The organism is Kitasatospora sp. NPDC004745, from assembly GCF_042873275.1.
Lineage (GTDB): Bacteria > Actinomycetota > Actinomycetes > Streptomycetales > Streptomycetaceae > Kitasatospora.
Genome location: NZ_JBIALK010000002.1, coordinates 404,344 through 420,385, shown reverse-complemented (window position 1 = coordinate 420,385; position 16,042 = coordinate 404,344). Strand labels below are relative to the sequence as shown.

At 76.8% G+C, this 16,042-nt stretch carries 14 protein-coding genes and 1 other RNA gene; 6 read left to right on the top strand and 9 right to left on the bottom strand.

Annotated features, from left to right (window positions below; translation table 11 throughout):
- Positions 1 to 122 precede the first annotated feature (122 nt).
- The 5 genes from rnpB to ACFYUY_RS05480 form a co-directional block, all read right to left on the bottom strand.
- Positions 123 to 521, bottom strand: an RNA gene (gene rnpB / locus ACFYUY_RS05500) — RNase P RNA component class A.
- Between the two features lie 13 nt (positions 522 to 534).
- On the bottom strand, positions 535 to 2,022 hold the full coding sequence (locus ACFYUY_RS05495; RefSeq protein WP_360214564.1) for an MFS transporter: 1,488 nt from the start codon (positions 2,020 to 2,022) through the stop codon (positions 535 to 537).
- Positions 2,023 to 2,049: 27 nt separating this feature from the next.
- Positions 2,050 to 3,522 (bottom strand): RNB domain-containing ribonuclease, encoded by a 1,473-nt coding sequence (locus ACFYUY_RS05490; RefSeq protein WP_387898189.1) that lies wholly within the window; start codon positions 3,520 to 3,522, stop codon positions 2,050 to 2,052.
- A 66-nt stretch (positions 3,523 to 3,588) separates the two neighbouring features.
- Positions 3,589 to 3,960, bottom strand: coding sequence for a Fic family protein (locus tag ACFYUY_RS05485; RefSeq protein WP_360214560.1), 372 nt, complete (start codon positions 3,958 to 3,960; stop codon positions 3,589 to 3,591).
- A complete protein-coding gene (locus tag ACFYUY_RS05480; RefSeq protein WP_387898187.1) occupies positions 3,957 to 4,367 on the bottom strand; it encodes a hypothetical protein in 411 nt (136 codons plus the stop codon). Before ACFYUY_RS05480 ends, ACFYUY_RS05485 begins: the two co-directional genes overlap by 4 nt.
- Before the next feature lie 228 nt (positions 4,368 to 4,595).
- On the opposite strand from ACFYUY_RS05480, the gene yaaA reads away from it, so the two are divergent.
- On the top strand, positions 4,596 to 5,381 hold the full coding sequence (gene yaaA, locus ACFYUY_RS05475; RefSeq protein ID WP_387898184.1) for a peroxide stress protein YaaA: 786 nt from the start codon (positions 4,596 to 4,598) through the stop codon (positions 5,379 to 5,381).
- A gap of 65 nt (positions 5,382 to 5,446) precedes the next feature.
- Here yaaA and ACFYUY_RS05470 read toward each other — a convergent pair whose 3' ends face one another.
- Genes ACFYUY_RS05470 through ACFYUY_RS05460 form a run of 3 tightly spaced genes read right to left on the bottom strand, consistent with a single transcriptional unit; the run spans position 5,447 to position 8,191 of the window.
- Positions 5,447 to 6,583 (bottom strand): bifunctional RNase H/acid phosphatase, encoded by a 1,137-nt coding sequence (locus ACFYUY_RS05470; protein ID WP_387898182.1) that lies wholly within the window; start codon positions 6,581 to 6,583, stop codon positions 5,447 to 5,449.
- Between the two features lie 4 nt (positions 6,584 to 6,587).
- Entirely contained in the window at positions 6,588 to 7,331 is a 744-nt protein-coding gene (locus ACFYUY_RS05465) for a zinc ribbon domain-containing protein (protein WP_387898179.1), read from the bottom strand.
- Positions 7,332 to 7,354: 23 nt separating this feature from the next.
- Positions 7,355 to 8,191: a Nif3-like dinuclear metal center hexameric protein gene (locus ACFYUY_RS05460; RefSeq protein WP_360214550.1), complete on the bottom strand. Its 837-nt coding sequence runs from the start codon at positions 8,189 to 8,191 to the stop codon at positions 7,355 to 7,357.
- 879 nt (positions 8,192 to 9,070) lie between these two features.
- Between ACFYUY_RS05460 and ACFYUY_RS05455 the strand changes: the two genes are divergently transcribed.
- Together ACFYUY_RS05455 and ACFYUY_RS05450 are read left to right on the top strand one after the other, a co-directional pair.
- Entirely contained in the window at positions 9,071 to 11,062 is a 1,992-nt protein-coding gene (locus ACFYUY_RS05455) for an alpha/beta hydrolase family protein (protein ID WP_387898175.1), read from the top strand.
- 200 nt (positions 11,063 to 11,262) lie between these two features.
- The gene (locus ACFYUY_RS05450) at positions 11,263 to 11,436 is read left to right on the top strand and encodes a hypothetical protein (RefSeq protein ID WP_360214546.1); all 174 of its coding nucleotides are present in this window, start codon (positions 11,263 to 11,265) and stop codon (positions 11,434 to 11,436) included.
- Between the two features lie 71 nt (positions 11,437 to 11,507).
- Here the strand turns inward: ACFYUY_RS05450 and ACFYUY_RS05445 are convergent, their stop codons facing one another.
- Entirely contained in the window at positions 11,508 to 12,596 is a 1,089-nt protein-coding gene (locus ACFYUY_RS05445; protein ID WP_387898173.1) for a Zn-dependent alcohol dehydrogenase, read from the bottom strand.
- Positions 12,597 to 12,779: 183 nt separating this feature from the next.
- Here ACFYUY_RS05445 and ACFYUY_RS05440 point away from each other — a divergent pair, with 183 nt between their 5' ends.
- From ACFYUY_RS05440 to ACFYUY_RS05430, 3 genes are all read left to right on the top strand, one after another.
- The gene (locus tag ACFYUY_RS05440; RefSeq protein ID WP_360214542.1) at positions 12,780 to 13,433 is read left to right on the top strand and encodes a class I SAM-dependent methyltransferase; all 654 of its coding nucleotides are present in this window, start codon (positions 12,780 to 12,782) and stop codon (positions 13,431 to 13,433) included.
- A gap of 251 nt (positions 13,434 to 13,684) precedes the next feature.
- On the top strand, positions 13,685 to 14,977 hold the full coding sequence (locus ACFYUY_RS05435) for a hypothetical protein (protein ID WP_387898171.1): 1,293 nt from the start codon (positions 13,685 to 13,687) through the stop codon (positions 14,975 to 14,977).
- Between the two features lie 7 nt (positions 14,978 to 14,984).
- Positions 14,985 to 15,992: an N-acetylmuramoyl-L-alanine amidase gene (locus tag ACFYUY_RS05430; RefSeq protein ID WP_387898168.1), complete on the top strand. Its 1,008-nt coding sequence runs from the start codon at positions 14,985 to 14,987 to the stop codon at positions 15,990 to 15,992.
- The last annotated feature ends 50 nt before the right edge of the window (positions 15,993 to 16,042 follow it).

Below are 16,042 nucleotides of genomic sequence, written 5' to 3'. Positions count from 1 at the left end.
CCATCGTGGCGCCGCCCTGCCGGGGCCCGCATCCGGAACTCCACGGCGGGGCGCCGGAACACCACCGAGGGCCCTCCCACCTGTCGTTTCCGCAGGTCGGAGGGCCCTCGTGAAGTCAGGGGCGGAAGAGTCGGCCTTGTACGCCGGGTTCTGTCTCCCGGGTTGCTCGCGCGGCCCGGGGAGGCGGCCATCCATCTAGGACTGCCGTTGCCGACAGCCTCGTGCGGTCTACCCGCGAGCTCGGGCGAGCAGCCCTCGAACACTCGCGCACGGTGCCCGAGGGCACCGATCTTGACCTTGCTCCAGGTGGGGTTTACCGAGCCGGCCGGGTCACCCCGGTCGCTGGTGGTCTCTTACACCACCGTTTCACCCTTACCCTCCGCCGAAGCGGTGGGCGGTCTGTTTTCTGTGGCACTGTCCCGCGGGTCACCCCGGGTGGGCGTTACCCACCACCCTGCTCTGTGGAGCCCGGACGTTCCTCGGCGGGTCCTGGGACCCGTCGCGACCGCCCGGCCGGCTCTTCCGCCGTAGTGGTCATCGTAGCCGCTCGGGCGGCGCCTCCCGCACACCGGACCGGTCCACCGGCGGATCGCCGCCGAGGCGGGCGGCCACCCGGGCGGCCGTCCCGGTGGCCCACGCGGTCGTGGTGACCAGGCCGAGGAGGGAGATCGCGCAGCCCAGGCCGACCAGGATCCACCAGCCGGCGTGGGTCGCCGGGGCGAAGCCCGTCGCCACCGGGCCGACCACGGCCGCCGTCACCACCGTGCCGATCACCGCCACCCCCAGCGACTGGCCGACCTGCCGGCTGGTCGAGGCGACCGCCGCGGCCACCCCCGCCTGGGCACGCGGCATGCCCGAGACGGCCGCGTTGGTGATCGGCGCGTTGACCGTGCCGAAGCCGAAGCCGAACAGCGCGTACGCGACCAGCAGCAGCGCCGGCGGGGAGTCCGCGGCCAGCCGGGTGAGCAGCAGTCCGCTCGCGGCCAGGCCCAGCCCGGCCGCGACCAGCGGCCCGCGCGGCCCCCGGGCCGCGACGACCCGCCCGGACAGCGGCGCGCAGACCAGCATCATCCCGGCCATCGGCAGCGTCCACAGGCCGGCCTCGATCGGGCCGTAGTGCCGGACGCCCTGCAGGTAGAGGGTGTTGAGGAAGAGGAAGCCGCCGAGCGCCGAGAAGGCGCAGACCGCGGTGACGGTGGCCCCGGTGAACGGCGCGCCGGCGAAGAACCGCGGGTCCACCAGCGGCTCGGCCACCCGCCGCTCCCAGAGCGGGAAGGCAACCAGCGCGGCCAGCGCGGCCGCCGCCAGGGCGAGGATCAGCGGGGACGTCCAGCCGTGGCCCGGGCCCTCGATGATGGCGGCGGTCCCGCAGCCGAGCAGGACGACCATCAGCAGCTGCCCGACCGGGTCGAGCCTGCGCGGCCGGGGCGAGCGGGACTCCGGGACGAAGCGGACGGTCAGGGCGATCGCGACCAGGGCGACCGGGACGTTGATCAGGAAGATCGACGGCCAGCCGGCCGCGTCGACAAGGAAGCCCCCGAGCAGCGGGCCCAGCGCCATCGAGAGGCCGACCACCCCGCCCCAGACGCCGATCGCCCGGGCCCGCTCCCGCGGGTCGGTGAAGGTGTTGGTGATGATCGACATGGCCACCGGGTTCAGCATCGAACCGCCGACCGCCTGCAGGGCGCGGAACGCCACCAGCCACTCGAGGTCCGCCGCCAGGCTGCACAGCAGCGAGCCGAGCGCGAAGCACGCCAGCCCGGTCGTGAACACCCGGCGGCGGCCGAAGCGGTCGGCCACCGAGCCGAACAGCATCAGCAGGGAGGCGAGGACCAGGGTGTAGGCGTCGATGATCCACTGGAGCCCGGACGCCGGGGCGTCGAGGTCCCGCTGGATCGCCGGCAGCGCGACGTTCACCACGGTGTTGTCCAGACCGACGATGAACAGGCTCAGGCAGCAGATCGCGAGGACGAGCAGACGGCGGCGGCGCTCCGGGGCGCTGGAGGGGTCGGCTTCGGGCACGCACCGATCCTCCCATCCCCGCGGCGCTCAGACGGCGGCGAAGCGGACCGTCCGGGTGGCCGGGTCGGCCCGGGTCAGCCGGACCCGGACCAGGCCGCCGAGCGGCAGGGCGCCGGGCGCGGCGGCGCCCGCCTCGGCCGGGCCGTCGCAGCGGGCCCGGACGGCGGGCTCGCGCAGCTGCACCGTGCCGGAGCCGGGCCGCTTCCCGTCCACGTCGACCACCACCGCGGTGAAGTCCTCGCCCTCCCGGCCCGTGAGCAGCTCCGCCTCGACCAGGTCCACGCAGGCCCGTTCGACCTCGGCCGCCCGGCGGTCCCCGGTCGCCATCAGGCCCGGCACCTCGGGCAGCGCCTCGCGAGCCCAGTCCGGCACCTCCTCCCCGGCCGCCACCGCGGCGCACACCTCCTGCGCGAAGCGGTCGCCGAGCCGGCGCAGCGGCGCCGTGCAGTGCGCGTACGGGGCGGCGAGCGCGGCGTGGGCCGGATCCGCCGGGGCGGGCACGCCGCGGGCTTCGTCGAAGGCCCAGTAGCCGGCGCCCCGCAGCAGGCCGGTGCACGCGTTGAGGAAGGCGGCGTCCAGCGGGGTGTCCGGGTCCAGCGAGCGGACCAGCTCCGGGTACGGGAGCCCCTGCGGCCAGTCCACGTCCAGTGCGGCGGCGATCCGGCGCAACCGCTCGTACGCGGCGGCGGGGGCGGCCGGCAGGGTGCGCAGCAGGCCGACGCCCGCGTCCAGCATCAGTTCGGCCGCGGCCATGCCGGTGAGCAGCGAGATCTGCGCGTTCCAGCCGTCGGCGGGGCCGGCGGCGCGGTAGCCGAGCACGTACCCGTGCAGGGTCTCCTCCACCTCCTGCTCGGGCACCGGCAGGCTGACGCCGCCCCGCGCGCGCTCCTGCTCCTCGCGCAGCCGGCCGACGGCGGCCAGCAGGGCGAGCTGCTCGTCGGCGCCGCCCAGTTCCACCGCGCGCTCGACGGCGGCGTAGTCCAGGCGCCGGTGCGAGCGGACCAGGGCGCGGCGCAGGTCGGCGAGCAGCACGGCGCCGTCGGCGTCGAGGTCCAGCTGCCAGAGCAGCGCGGGCCGGGGCTCGCCGGGCAGCAGGCTGGCGGCGTCCTCGGAGATCCGGGCGGGGTGCAGCGGGACGCGGTGGTCCGGGAAGTAGAGGGTCTCGACGCGGCGGCGGGCCTCGGCGTCGATCGCGCCGCCCGGGCGGACGAAGGCGGCGACGTCGGCGATGGCGTAGTACACCCGGTACCCGCCGCCGGGGCGGTGGGTCAGGTGCATGGCCTGGTCGAGGTCGCGGGAGCCGGGCGGGTCGACGGTGAACAGGGGCAGGTCGGTGGCGTCGTACTCGGGGAGCCGGGGGCGTTCGGCGGCCTCCTCCGCCTCTGCCAGCACCGGTTCGGGCCACTCGGTGTGGACCTCCAGGCTGGCGCGGAGCTCGGCCAGTTCGGCGTTGATCCGGGCGGAGTCGGCGGCCTTGACGCGCAGTTTTCGGCGAGGCATGCAGGCAGCGTAGGGCGAATCGGGTGATTCCGGACGGAGGCGGCCGCCCGGCGGCGTGCCGCGAACTCACCGCCCCAGCAGGGACTTGAGGTCCTTGGCGGCCAGCGAGACCGCGTCGTCGTAGCCCCCGGTGGCCAGCCGCAGCATGAAGGCCACGGCGTCGTCCGGGTGCGGGTCGGTGTACGGCTCGGCGTTGTAGTCGAGGAACAGCAGCATCGCCTCGAAGGCGGTGCGCTTGTTCCGGTCGACCAGCGGGTGGTTGCGGGCCAGGCTCTGGCCGAGGGCGGCCGCCTTGGACCAGAGGTCCGGGTAGGCGTCGCCGCCGAACAGGCTCGCCTGCGGGCGGGCGATCGCCGAGAGCAGGCCGCCGAGGTCGCGGACGTTCCCCGGACCGCCGGCGAGGTAGGTGACGTCGTCGAGGTCCAGGTACTCGGTCACAGGTCCTTGAGCCTCTCCAGCGTCTCCGCGTTGGCCGCACGGATCCGGGCCACCAGGGCCGCACGGCGCTCGGCCCGGCCCGGCCCGGCATGCTCCGGGGGCTCCGACGGATCCGGGGACTCCGGGGACGGCTGCGCCGCCGGCCGGGACGGCGGCCTCGGGTGCTCGGTGAGGACGTCCGGGACGGCGGAGCGGCGGACGTCGAAGGCCAGCTCGGCGGTGTCCGAACCGGCCGGCGCCTCCGTCACCCGGACCCTCCCGGCCATCACGGCCTCGGCGGCCGCGCGCACCGCGAACTCCAGGGCCTGCCGGGTCTCCGCCGGCAGGCCGGCGGGCACGGGCACGGACAGGGCCTCCGCCGCGGCGTCGTCGTCGCCGGGCACCGGGTCCAGGGGTCGCAGGGTCATCTCGTTCACGCTCCTCGTTGCTCACGGTAGTGGCGGACGCCGGCCGGGCCCACCGGATTTCGGGGGCGCGGGCACGGACCGGGCGCGGCAGGTGCGGAAGGTGCGCGCGGGAGGTACGGGCGGGGGCGCCCGGGCGGCCGTCCCGGCGACGGTCGCCCCCGCCGGGGTCCGGCGGCCCGGCGGTAGGGTGGCGGGGTCCGTCTGCCACAAAGTGTTGAGGAGTCCGCTGTGCTGGTGCTGTTGCCGCCCTCGGAGGGCAAGGCCGCGTCCGGGGACGGCGTGCCGGTGGCACTCGACCGGCTGTCGCTGCCCGGGCTGACGGCCGCGCGCGGCGCGGTGCTGGACGCGCTGGTCGGCCTCTGCCGGGGCGACGAGGACACCGCCGCCGGGGTGCTGGGGCTCAGCCCGGGCCTGCGCGGGGAGGTCGCCCGCAACGCCGGGCTGCCGACGGCGGGGGCGCGGCCGGCCGGCGAGGTGTACACCGGCGTGCTGTTCGACAACCTGGGCCTGGCCACGCTGGACGCCGCCGCGTACGACCGCGCGGAGCGTTCGCTGCTGGTCTTCTCCGGTCTCTGGGGCGCCGTGCGGATCTCCGACCGGATCCCGCCCTACCGCTGCTCGATGGGCGTGAAACTGCCGCCGCTGGGGGCGCTCGGAGCGTACTGGCGGGGTGCGATGGCCGACGTGCTGCCCGAGGTGGCCGACGGGTTGGTGCTGGACCTGCGCAGTTCGGCGTACGCGGCGGCGTGGAAGCCGGCCGGTGAGGTGGTGTCCCGCACGGCGACCGTCCGGGTGCTGCAGGAGCGCAACGGCAGGCGCACGGTCGTCAGCCACTTCAACAAGGCGACCAAGGGCCGTCTGGTGCGGGACCTGCTGGTCGCGGGGGCCGAGCCGAAGACGCCCGGTGAACTGACGGACGCGCTGCTGGGCCTCGGCCACCGGGTGGAGGTGGCGGCCGAGGGGACGGCGCGCAGGCCCTGGCAGCTGGACGTGGTGGTCACCGAGGTGCACTGAGCGCGGCGGCCCCGCGGCGCGCCTCCGGGGCGGGGCACCGGCCCCGGCCCCGGCGGCGCGGACGCTCAGCGCAGGTGCGAGGTGTCGTTGAGCAGCCGCAGCGAGGCGTTGCCGTCCGCGTAGTACTGGACGGAGCACAGCGCGGCGGCGGACAGCTCCATCCGGTACATCGAGTCCGGCGGGGCGCCGAGGGCCAGGCGGACCAGCGTCTTGATCGGGCTGACGTGGGAGACCACCAGCACCGTCCGGCCCGGGTTCCGCGCGATGATCCTGTCCCGGGCGATGCCGGCCCGGTGGGTGAGCGTGGTGAAGCTCTCGCTGCTGCCGGTCGGCTTGGCCTTGGCCGAACCGAGCCAGGCCGCCAGGTCGTCCGGGTAGCGCTCCTGGACCTCGGCGAAGGTCAGGCCCTCCCAGTCGCCGAAGTCGACCTCGCGCAGCCCGTCCTCGTACCGGACCTCCAGGCCGAGCCGGGCCGCGACGATCTCCGCGGTCTGCCGGGTGCGGCGCATCGGGGAGGCCACCACGGCCTGGACGCTGCCGCGCGCGGCGAGCGCCGCGGCGGCCCGTTCGGCCTGCCAGCGGCCCCGGTCGGAGAGCTCCGGGTCGGTGCCGCCGCTGCCGGAGAACCGCTTCTGCGGGGTCAGCGCCGTCTCGCCGTGGCGCAGCAGGACGAAGGTGGTCGGGGTGCCGAGGTCGGCCTCGGCCGCCCAGCCGGCCCTGGGGGCGGCGGTCTCCAGCGGCGGTTCCGCGGCGACGGCGGCGGCCTTCGGCCGGGGCTCCCACTGGCGGCCGGCCCGGCCCGCGTCCATCGCCTCGTTGGCGAGCCGGTCGGCGTCCTTGTTCCGCTCGCGCGGGATCCAGGTGTACGTCACCCGGCCGCGCGGCAGGACGGTGCGCGCCTCGGCGGCCAGCGGCTGCATGTCGGGGTGCTTGATCTTCCAGCGGCCCGACATCTGCTCGACGACCAGCTTGGAGTCCATCCGGACGTCCACCGAGGCGTCCGGGTCGAGGTCCCGGGCCGCCTTGAGGCCGGCGATCAGGCCCCGGTACTCGGCCACGTTGTTGGTGGCGTGGCCGATGAACTCGGCGGCCTCCGCGACGATCTGCCCGGTGTCGCCGTCCCGGACCACCGCGCCGTAGCCGGCCGGCCCCGGGTTGCCCCGGGACCCGCCGTCAGCCTCGACGACGAAGCGTGCCGCCACCGGTTCAGACACCCGAGTCGGCGGTCCGGACCAGGATCCGCGAGCAGTTCTCGCAGCGGACCACCTTGTCGGCCGGCTCGGCCTTGATGGCGTTCAGCTCGGTGATGGAGAACTCGGTGCGGCAGCCCTCGCAGCGGCGCTGGTACAGCCGGGCCGCGCCGACGCCGCCCTGCTGCTCGCGCAGCTTGCCGTAGACCTTGAGCAGGTCGGCGGGGATGACGGCGGCGACGGCCTCGCGGTCCCGCTTGACCTTCTCGGCCTCGCCGTCGATCTCGGCGAAGGCGGCGTCGCGGCGGGCCTCGGCCTCGGTGAGGACGACGGTGGAGTGCTCGAGGCGGGCGCCCAGCTCGACGACCCGGCCCTGGGCGCTCTCCAGCCGCTCCATGACCTCCAGCACGACCTCCTCCAGGTCGCCCTGGCGCTTGGCCAGCGAGCCGATCTCGTGCTGGAGGTTCTCCAGGTCCTTCGGCGAGGTGATCGCGCCGGAGTCGAGGCGCTGCTGGTTGCGGGCGGACCGGGCGCGGACCTGCTCCACGTCCCCCTCCGCCTTGGTCAGCTCACGGGTGGTGTCGCCCTGCTGGGCCTCGGCGGCGACCACCAGGTCCTTGAGCGCGGTGTGGTCGGCGGAGGCCTTCTCGATCTCGGCGTGCTCGGGCAGGGTCCGGCGCCGGTGGGCCAGCTGGTCGAGCTTCGAGTCGATGGCCTGGAGGTCGAGCAGGCGGATCTGGTCGGCGGGCGCGGCGTTCAAGCGGAGGGCTCCTGTGAATCGGGTCAGGCGGTGAAGGACATGGGGGCGTGCGCGGTCCACGGGTCGGTGACCCGGTGGGAGACCTTGGTCTCCACGGCCCAGCCGCGCTTGTCCGCGGCGGCCAGCAGGGCCCGCTCGGCCAGGGTCAGCCAGGGCCATTCGGTGGCCCAGTGCGCGGCGTCGACCAGCGCGACCGGCGCCGCCTCGGCGGCCTCGGACGCCGGGTGGTGGCGCAGGTCGGCGGTGAGGTAGGCGTCCACCCCGGCCGCCCGCACCTCGGCGAAGAATCCGTCGCCCGAGCCGCCGCACACGGCGACCCGGCTCAGCAGCCGGTTCGGGTCCCCGGAGACGCGGACCCCGGCGGCGGTGGCGGGCAGGCCCCTGGCGACCTGCGCGGCGAAGGCGGACAGCGTCAGCGGGGGCTCCAGCAGGCCGATCCGGCCGGAGCCGCGGCGGCCCAGCGGGTCGGTCGGGTCCGGCACCAGCGGGCCGGTCACCCGGAGTCCGACCGCCTCCGCCAGCGCGTCCGAGACACCGGGGTCGGCGTGGTCGGCGTTGGTGTGCGCGACGTGCAGGGCGATGCCGTTGCTGATCAGCGTGTGCACCACCCGGCCCTTGAAACCGGTCGCGGCGACGCTGGTGGTGCCGCGCAGGTAGAGGGGGTGGTGGGTGACGACCAGGTCGGCGCCCCATTCGACGGCCTCGTCGACGACCGTCTGCACGGGGTCGACGGCGAACAGCACGCGGCCGACCTCGGCCTGAGGGTCCCCGCAGACCAGGCCGACGGCGTCCCAGGACTCCGCCCACTGCGGGGGGTAGACCTCTTCGAGCGCGGTGATGACGTCGGACAGTTTCGGCACCTGTCGAGACTACCGTGCGCGCGGGGGCGGTCGGGCCCCGGCCGTGGGGCGGGGCGGGCCGGGCTGCGGGGGCCGGAGGAGTCCGGGGTGCCGTTCGGGCGGGGCGCGGGCCCCCGTCGGGCGGGGGTCGGGCCCGAGCGGGGGCGGCGTTCGGACGGAGGTGCCGTCGGCGTACGGATGCGCGTCAACCGGCGGAGGGGGCGGCCGGGAGCGACCGGCGCGGCCTCCACGCCTCCGCACGCCGGGCGCGCGTTGCTCACACCGGGGCCCTCGCACGAAGGCGAAACGAAGCCCGGATCACCCTTATGAGTGAAGTGACCGGCGCTCCGTTGAGTCACCCCCGCCTCGAAAGTAACTTCAGTCCTGCGAACGGGAGTTGCCCCGGGAGGCGCCCCGACTTGGCGGTCCGGACGGCGCTCCGCCCCGCGCGGGCCCGGCAGGAGCGGGCACCGGGCGGGGCACGGCGGGGCCGGTGACTCCGGCCCCCGGGGCTCCCGCTCCTTCCGAGGAACCGATCAGGCCGGGGCGTCGGCCCGGGTGCCGGAGCAGTGGGCACCCGGGCCGGCGGCCCAGACGAAGGGATGTGGCGGCGCATGGAGGCGGACACATCGCTGCGTACGGCCGCGGGCGGGGAATCGGCGGGCCACGGGCCGGATGCGGCGGCCCCGTGGCCGGGGACGACGCGGGCGGCGCCGGCCGGCGCCGGAGGCCGGGGAGGCGACGACGACCGGGAGGTCGCCGTCGAGGGCCTCCGGTGCACGGCCGGGCCGTCCGCGTCGGGTCCGCCCGGTCCACCGGATCCGCGACGGGCCCGCGTCCGGAGCCGGCACGGCCGGAGGTCCACCGGTGTCGCGGCACGACGAGCGGGGTGATCGGGACGTGAACCTGGCCACCCGGACCGTCGCGCCGGCGCTGCGCCGGCTGGGCTTCGCCTTCGCCGCCGACGGCGGACACGCTGCCTGCCTGGCCTCGGCCGCCGACGGCGGCTGGTACGCGGAGAGCTGGCGGCTGCCCCCGGACGGCGGCCCGGCCGCCCCGCTCGCCCTGCCGCTGTCCGGCAACCGCTCGGAGGACCTGCGCTCCCACCTGGTCGCACTGCCGGACGGCTCGGTGCTGATCTGCCGCCACGACGGGGACCGCCACGACCTGGTCCGCCTCTCCTACGGCGGGACCTCCGCCGCGGAGCAGCCGGTGGCCACCATCCGGATGCCCGGACTGCGGCTGCTGGCACTCCCGACGGGCCCCGGCGCCGGCCCCCGCACGCCCGTCGCCCTGGCCCTCGGCACGGACAACCGCCCGGCCACCACCGCCTGGCTGGTGCGCACGGACGGCAGCGAGCCCGAACGGGTCGCCGAGATCCCCGGACTGCACGGCGGCGGCACCTGGCTGGACCGCACCGGTGACCTGCTGGCGCTGGACCGGGTCGACGCCGGACTCGTCCGCAGCGTGCTGCTGGACCTGCGCAGCGGCACGACCGCCCCGCTGCTGGAGATCGGCGGGCACAGCAACGACCGGCTGGTGCTGTTCGACCCGGACAGCGGGTTCGCGATGGTGCGCAGCGACGCACCGGGCACCGACCGGCTCGGCTGGGGCGTGCTGGGCGGCGGCGAGCCGCTGCGGTTCCCGGCGTGCCTGCACGTCGCGGGCACCGTCCTGCGTCCGGTGGCGCTGCGGCCGGACGGCGACGGCCTGCGGGTCGCGGTGCAGGTCGACCACGGCGCCGGCTCGGCGCTCGCCCTCTGGCGGCCGGGCACCGGCCGGCTCGAACCGCTCCCCGTCCCGCCCGGCCGGCTCGGTTCGGTCGGGCAGTGGGGCGAGGCGGCACTGCGGCTCCCCTACTCCTCGCCCGACCACCCCGCGGCGCTGGCCGCCCTGGACGTCGACGCGCTGCTCGCGCACGGCCCCGCCCCGGCCGCCGGCGGCCCGACGCCGCTGCCGCTGCAACTGGCACCACTGGGCTCCGGGCCCCCCGGCCCCTGGCGGGGGGCCGGGCTGCCGTGGCAGCCCGACGGCCCCCGGGCCACCCGCACCCCGCCGCCGGGCTGGCGGGTGGACGGCAGCACCGCACCCGGCGACGGCGGCCGCTGGCAGCCCGCGCAGAGCCTCGAACTCGCCGGCCCCGCAGGGCCCCTGGAGGCCGTGGTGTACGGCGGGGACGCCTGGCTGAGCAGCCCGCACCTGGTGCTGGCGCTGCACGGCGGCCCGGCCGACGCCTGGCGGCTGGAGTTCGACCCCGCGCTGCAGCGGATGTCCGCCGAGGGGCTGGCCGTCGTCGCCCCCAACCAGCGCGGCTCCACCGGCTACGGGGTGGCGCACGCGATGGCCATCCGGGGCGCCTGGGGAGGACCGGACCTGGACGACGTGCTGCACCTGCTGGACGGCATCGCCGGGCAGCGTGCGGCGCTCGGCCTGGAGCCCCCGGCCCTGTTCGGGGTCAGCTACGGCGCGTTCCTCGCCCTGCTGGCGGCCGCGCACGCGCCCGCGGAGCAGGTGTCGCGCTGCGCGGTGGTCGCCCCGTTCCTGTCCGGCGCCCGGCTGCTGGCCGAGGCCGCCGGGCCCGTCGGAGCGTTGACCACCCGGCTGGGCGGCGGCGAGACGATCGCCGACGCCCGCGGCCCGCGCGACGTCCTGCAGCTCGCGCACCGGCTGACCGCACCGCTGCTGATCGTGCACGGCAATCGGGACGAGGTCGTCCCGGTCGGCCAATCCCGCTCGCTGCGGCACGAGTTGCTGCGGATCGGCCGGGTCGAGGGAGTGGACTTCCGGTACGTCGAGGCGGCCGGCTCCGGCCACGAGGTGCTCGCCGAGGAGGGCGCCGCCGTCCTGCACGAGCTGCTCGCCGGGTTCCTGCGGACCGGCCGACCGGGCTGATGACACCGCCGCGCCCGGCCCCCGGGCGCGCATCGTGATCTCGATAGGATCTCGTCCGCTCCGGCCGTTATGGTGGCCGGGGCACGGGCCGCGATCACCGGCTGTGGCGCGTACCGAGCGCCCGATCGGGGACCGGGCCGCGCGCCACGCGCCGGCCGGGCGCCGATGACCTGCACCCTCGCACGGAGAAGACGATTCTGATGTCCGACACCCTCACCGACACCACCGGACCCGCGGCCAACGGGACCGACGCCGACGAGAACACGGCCGAGGACACCGCGTCGCACGGTCGGCACCGCGGACGGTCCGCCGCCGACGACAGCCCCGCGGCCGACCCGCACGGCCGGCACCGCGCCGCGGCGCGCCTGGGCTGAGCACGCACGCACGGAAGGGCCCGCCGGGGACGCACCCCCGGCGGGCCCTTCCGCGTCCGGTGCCGGCCGCCTCAGCCCAGCGTCACGACCGTGCGCAGGGCCTCGCCGCTGCGCATCTGCGCGACGGCCTCGTTGACGTCCGCCAGCGGGACCCGGTGGGTGATCATGGCGTCGAGGTCGATCCGCCCGGCCCGCCAGAGGTCGACGACCAGCCCGATGGTGCGGGCGACGGGCGCGCCGCCGTAGAGCGAGGGCAGCAGGCGCTTCTCGTTGAAGAACAGCTCGCCCATGGTGAACTGCGCGCGGTCGTCCTGCGCGCCGGCGCCGATCACCACGACCGCGCCGCCGCGCCGGGCGGCGTCGTACCCGGCCCGGACGGTGGCGGCCCGGCCGACGGCCTCGAAGACGTAGTCGAAGCCGCCGCCCGGCAGGCCCTTGGCCGCGGCCCTGAGCTCCTCGGGGGCGAGGGCCTCGGTGGCGCCGAAGGAGAGCGCCCGCTCGCGGCGGGACGCGACCGGGTCGACGACGGTGATCCGGGCGGCCCCGCAGACCCGGGCGCCCTGGACGGTGGCGATCCCGACCCCGCCGGCGCCGATCACCGCGACGGAGGAGCCGGGTTCGACCCGGGCGGTGTTGACGGCGGCGCCGACGCCGGTGGTGACGCCGCAGCCGATCAGCGCGGCGGCCTCGTGGGGCAGGTCGGCGGGCACCTTGATGACGGCGTCGGCGGAGACCACGACCTCCTCGGCGAAGGCCCCGGTGCCGTAGAACCCGGAGGCCTCGACGGCGGCGCCGCCCTCCTCGAAGCGGAAGCCGGGCGCGCCGAGCCGCCGCAGGCTGGCGACGCACAGGTGGCCCCGGCCGTGCTCGCAGTGCGCGCAGCGGCCGCAGGGGGCCATCCAGCAGAGCACCACGCGGTCGCCGGGGGCGATGCCCCGGACGCCGTCGCCGACCTCGACGACGTCCCCGGCACCCTCGTGCCCGGGGACGAACGGCGCGGGCTGCGGCAGGACGCCGCTCATGGCGGAGAGGTCGGAGTGGCAGAGGCTGGCCGCGCGCATCCGGACCCGTACGGTGCCGGGGCCGAACCCGACGGCCGTCACGTCCTCCCGGACGTCGAGGGTGTCCTGGCCGGTCTTGTGCAGGACGGCTGCGCGCATGGGGCTGCTCCCGGTGTGCCTGGTGTGCCTCGGATCGGCGGTCGGGCCGATTCTGGCACGGGCGGCCCGGCGGGACTAGAACACGTTCCAGGGCCCCTGTGGTCCCCCCGTCTACCGTCGAGTAGGGTCCGGGGCGAGCACGTCCGCCCCCGTCCCGGACGTCCCGAACCCGAGGAGCACGGCATGTCCGACCTGCTGGAGAGCGCCCGCCCGGCGCCCGAGGTGCTGGCGGCGTTCGAGGCGGCGACCGGGTTCATGCCGGTGGACGAGGGGCTGGCGCTGTACGCGGCGGCGGTGACCGCGGCGCGCGGCACCGGGCTGCCGGTGCTGGAGATCGGCACCTACTGCGGGCGCTCCGCGGTCCTGCTGGCCGCCGCGGCCCGGGAGACCGGGACGGTCGCGCTCACGGTGGACCACCACCGCGGCTCGGAGGAGCAGCAGCCCGGGTGGGAGTACCACGACCCGACGCTGGTGGACCGGGAGGTGGGGCTGATGGACACCCTGCCGCGGTTCCGCCGCACCCTGCACGCGGCCGGGCTGGAGGAGCACGTGGTGGCGCTGGTGGGCCGCTCGCCCCGGATCGCCGCCCTGTGGGGGCGGCCGCTGGCTCTGGTGTTCATCGACGGCGGGCACACCGACGAGCACGCGACCGGCGACTACGAGGGCTGGGTCCCGCACCTGGCGCCGGAGGGGCTGCTGGTGGTGCACGACGTGTTCCCGGACCCGGCGGACGGCGGCCAGGCCCCGTACCGGGTGTACCTGCGGGCGCTCGCCGAGGGCTTCGAGGAGGTCTCGGTGACGGGCTCGCTGCGGGTCCTGCGCCGCACGGCGGGCTGAGCCTCCCCCGCCGTCCGCCCCGGCGCCCGCCGCACCCCGCCCGGGGAGCCCCGACGGGCCCCGCGAACCCTCCCGCCCGGCCCCGACGCGCACGGACGACCGCCGCGCCTCCGACCGATCCGCCGAGCCGCCCCACAGCCACACCCCGATGCTCTAACGTCGTGCCGGGGCTGTCGGGCGGGGGTTCGAACGGTACGGTGTCCGCGCAGCACCAGGCAGAGCAATCGGCGGACGGTGGGGGCTAGCGGCACATGACGGACCAGCACAATACCGCTCCGGCGGTCTGGGACCCCACCGCGCGCGGTGGTGCGGGCGGCTGGGTGCGCGGCCCGCAGCAGGCCTCGGGCGAGGAGGCCGCCGGCCCGCCGCCGCTCGTGACCGGCCCCGTCCCTCCCGGCCCCGTGGCCCCGCCGCCCACCGCGGGCGCCGTGGGCGACCAGGGCCCCCCGCTGGCCGCCCGCCCCTACCTGGCCGCCGCACCCGGCCACGAGGCGCCGACCGCGCCCGCCTTCCCCGCCGCGGCCCCGCAGCCGCCCGCCGCGCCGCCCGCCGCTCCGTTCCCCTCCCACGCGACGTCCCAGCGCACCGCCCCGGGCCCGGGTCACGTCTCGGGCCGGGAGGCCGGCCCCGGCTACGTCTCCGGCCAGGCCCCCGGCCCCGGCTACGTGTACCCGCCGCAGCCGCCCGCCGGCCCCCCGCAGGCCCCGTACGGGCACGGCCCGGGCCCGTACCCGGGCGGTCCCGGGCAGCCGGGGTACCCGGCCGGCCACCCCGCCGACTACCCGAACGACTACGCGGACCCGGACGACGAGGACCGCCCGGGCAACCGGAAGGCCCCCCTACTGATCGGCTTCGCCCTGCTCCTGGTGCTGGCGGTCGGCGGCGGCCTGCTGATGGCCGCCAGGAACGGCGACGACAAGAACGGGCAGGCCGCGCCCGCCCCGTCGGCCACCGCCCCGACCTCGGCCGGCAACCCGCCGCCGGCCCCGGCCCCGACGGGCACCGACGCCGCGCCGAGCGGCGCCGCGACCGACCCGGCCTCGGCCGGCGCCACGCCGAGCCCCACCGCCTCCGGAGCCGGCCCGAACGCCAAGGGCCAGGCCCAGGCGCTGGACGACCTGCTCACCCAGGGCGAGAGCGCGAAGGCCCCGATCGGCAGCGCGGTCGCCAAGGTGACCAGCTGCCCGGCGAAGGCCGACATCGAGAGCGCGGCGCAGGTGTTCGACAACGGTGCGAAGCAGCGCGACGACCTGCTGCGCAAGCTCGCCGGGGTGGGCGTCGGCGACGTGCCGGGCGGCGCCGACGCGGTGGCCTCGCTGAAGCAGGCCTGGCAGCTGTCGGCCGACATCGACCGGGCGTACGCGAGCTGGGCCCGGGCGGTGGCCGGCCAGGGCTGCTCGGGTTCGGCCCCGAACACCGCCGACAAGAAGCACGCCGACGAGCTCAACCCGCAGGCCACCCAGGCGAAGAAGGACTTCGCCGCCAAGTGGAAGCCGATCGCCGACAGCTACGGCCTCACCCCGCGCACCCAGGACAGGATCTGAACCACCCGTGACCGGCTCCGCCTCCCGACCGCCCCGCCGTTCCGCCCTGCTGCGCGTCACCACGGTGGTGGGCGCGGCCGTACCGCTCTGCATGGCGGGCTGGTTGGGCTGGCAGGCCCTCGAAGGCCCCACCCCGGTGAGCGCCGCGGGCACCTCCGCCGCGGCGCCCACCACCCCGTCCGGCACCGACCCGTCCGGAGGACCGGGGACGCCGGGTGCGTCCGGCGCGCCGGACGCCTCGGGCACCCCGGCCGCGGACCGGCCCACCGCGGCCTCCCCGGCTCCGTCGGACACCGCGGCCGCCACCGCCTCCCCCGGCGCCTCCGGCTCGCCCGACGCGACCGCGCTCAGCGGCCGCACCGTCGTGCTCGACCCCGGCCACAACCCGGGCAACTCGGCGCACACCACCGAGATCAACCGTCAGGTCGACATCGGCAACGCCCACAAGGAGTGCGACACCACCGGCACCGAGACCAACGCCGGCTACACCGAGGCCGAGTACACCCTGGACGTGTCCCGCCGGGCGCGGGCCATCCTCGCCGCCCGCGGCGCCACCGTGGTGCTGGTGCAGGACGGTGACCGCCCGTGGGGCCCGTGCATCGACGAACGCGCCCGGGCGAGCGCCGCCGCGCACGCCGACGTCGCGCTCTCGGTGCACGGCGACGGCGGCCCGGCGAGCGGCAGCGGCTTCCACGTGATCATGCCGGCGCGCGTGGTGGCGGGGAAGGCGGACACCTCCGCGATCGTCGAACCCTCGCACCGGCTCGGCCTGCTGCTGCGCGAGCACTTCCGCGCGGCGACCGGCGAGCAGTACGCGGACTACGTCGCGAACCAGGGCCTGGACACCCGCTCCGACCTGGGGGGCCTCAACCTGTCCACGGTCCCCAAGGTGTTCATCGAGTGCGGTAACATGCGCAACCCGGCGGACGCGAAGCGGATGACGGATCCTCAGTGGCGGCAGCAGGCGGCACAGGGGATCGCAGACGCGCTGACGGCGTATCTGACCACGCGGTAAAGGGAGTTGGGGCGGGCCGGCCCGGTGGGCGGCAGCGCGCCCGGCCCGCG

What these genes read in the sequence shown, in the direction of transcription:
- ACFYUY_RS05480 (WP_387898187.1), bottom strand. Translation starts at nt 4,367, where the DNA reads ATGACCCTGCGACCCCTGGACCCGGTGCCCGGCGACGACGACGCCGCG.
- ACFYUY_RS05435 (WP_387898171.1), top strand. Translation starts at nt 13,685, where the DNA reads ATGACGGACCAGCACAATACCGCTCCGGCGGTCTGGGACCCCACCGCG.
- ACFYUY_RS05440 (WP_360214542.1), top strand. Translation starts at nt 12,780, where the DNA reads ATGTCCGACCTGCTGGAGAGCGCCCGCCCGGCGCCCGAGGTGCTGGCG.
- ACFYUY_RS05450 (WP_360214546.1), top strand. Translation starts at nt 11,263, where the DNA reads ATGTCCGACACCCTCACCGACACCACCGGACCCGCGGCCAACGGGACC.
- ACFYUY_RS05445 (WP_387898173.1), bottom strand. Translation starts at nt 12,596, where the DNA reads ATGCGCGCAGCCGTCCTGCACAAGACCGGCCAGGACACCCTCGACGTC.
- ACFYUY_RS05490 (WP_387898189.1), bottom strand. Translation starts at nt 3,522, where the DNA reads ATGCCTCGCCGAAAACTGCGCGTCAAGGCCGCCGACTCCGCCCGGATC.